The 1173-nt window shown below is 55.2% G+C and carries 1 protein-coding gene; it reads left to right on the top strand.

The window, feature by feature from the left end; translation table 11 throughout:
* Nucleotides 1-1031: amino acid permease (locus tag P792_RS28660; RefSeq protein WP_035439900.1), on the top strand; the 1031-nt coding region annotated here is incomplete at its 5' end.
* Nucleotides 1032-1173: the final 142 nt, after the last annotated feature.

Genomic DNA, 1173 nt, shown 5'->3' with positions numbered 1-1173 from the left:
CCATCGGGGCTTATCTCAATGTGCAGTTTCCCGGCATCCCGCCAAAGGCTGCCGCGACCGGTGCCTATCTACTTTTCATGATTCTCAATATTGTCGGCGTTCACATCGCGGCGACTTTCGAGTTGTTCGTAACGATAGCTGCAATCATCGAACTGCTTGTGTTCATGGCAGTCGTTGCGCCCTCATTCTCATGGGCGCATTTCATGCTCGATGGCTGGGGAAGTGCGCCTCATTTCGGTATTGTAGCGATGGGCGGCATGTTTGCCGCCATCCCTTTCGCCATATGGTTCTTTCTCGCCATTGAGGGGGTGGCGATGGCGGCGGAGGAAGCGCGCGACCCTCGACGCGCCATACCGCTGGCCTATACGGCAGGTGTGCTGACGCTGGTCGCCCTCGCCTTTGGCGTCATGGTCTTCGCGGGTGGCTCGGGGGACTGGAAGGCGCTTGCCAATCTCAACGACCCGCTGCCCCAGGCCATGAAACGGGTTGTCGGCCCTCACAGCCCGTGGCTTTCCATGCTCGTCTGGCTGGGACTGTTTGGCCTGGTCGCCTCACTGCACGGTATTATCATGGGATTTGCACGCCAGATCTTCGCTCTGGCCCGTGGCGGTATATTGCCTGGTTTCCTCGGGACGCTTCATCCCAGATTTCACACACCGCATCGCGCGACCATGGCGGGAAGCCTTATCGGTATCATCGCCATCTATGCAGATGATCTCGTCTCGATTGGGGGGCAACCCCTGACAGCCACATTGGTCACGCTTTCGGTCTTTGGCGCGCTCACCATGTACGGGATGAGCATGATCAGTCTCTTTGTTCTGCGCTGGCGCGAACCGCAGATGGAACGCAGCTACAAGGCACCTTTCTATCCCGTGCTGCCCGCTATTGCCCTGGCCGGCGCAGCAATCTGCTTCTTTGCAGTATCGTATTATAATTTTATATTGTTTCTGTTCTACGTATTATCGGTATTTATTGTGATTGTTGCTTGTAATATCACGAAAATATTCAATAGGCTCAGCGTAATGAAATAACAAATATGGGAACATCAAATGATAACTTTCCGACACCCCGGGATCGTTGCAGGTATGCTGCTTGTCGTCGGGGTCGGAACAGCATCGAACACAGCCTTATGCGCCGGAGAGTCCGGCGGGGCACCAAGCTTTCCTGATGATG

The organism is Asaia sp. SF2.1 (assembly GCF_000505765.1).
Taxonomy (GTDB): Bacteria; Pseudomonadota; Alphaproteobacteria; order Acetobacterales; family Acetobacteraceae; genus Asaia; species Asaia bogorensis.
This window is presented reverse-complemented; position numbering and strand designations above follow the sequence as displayed.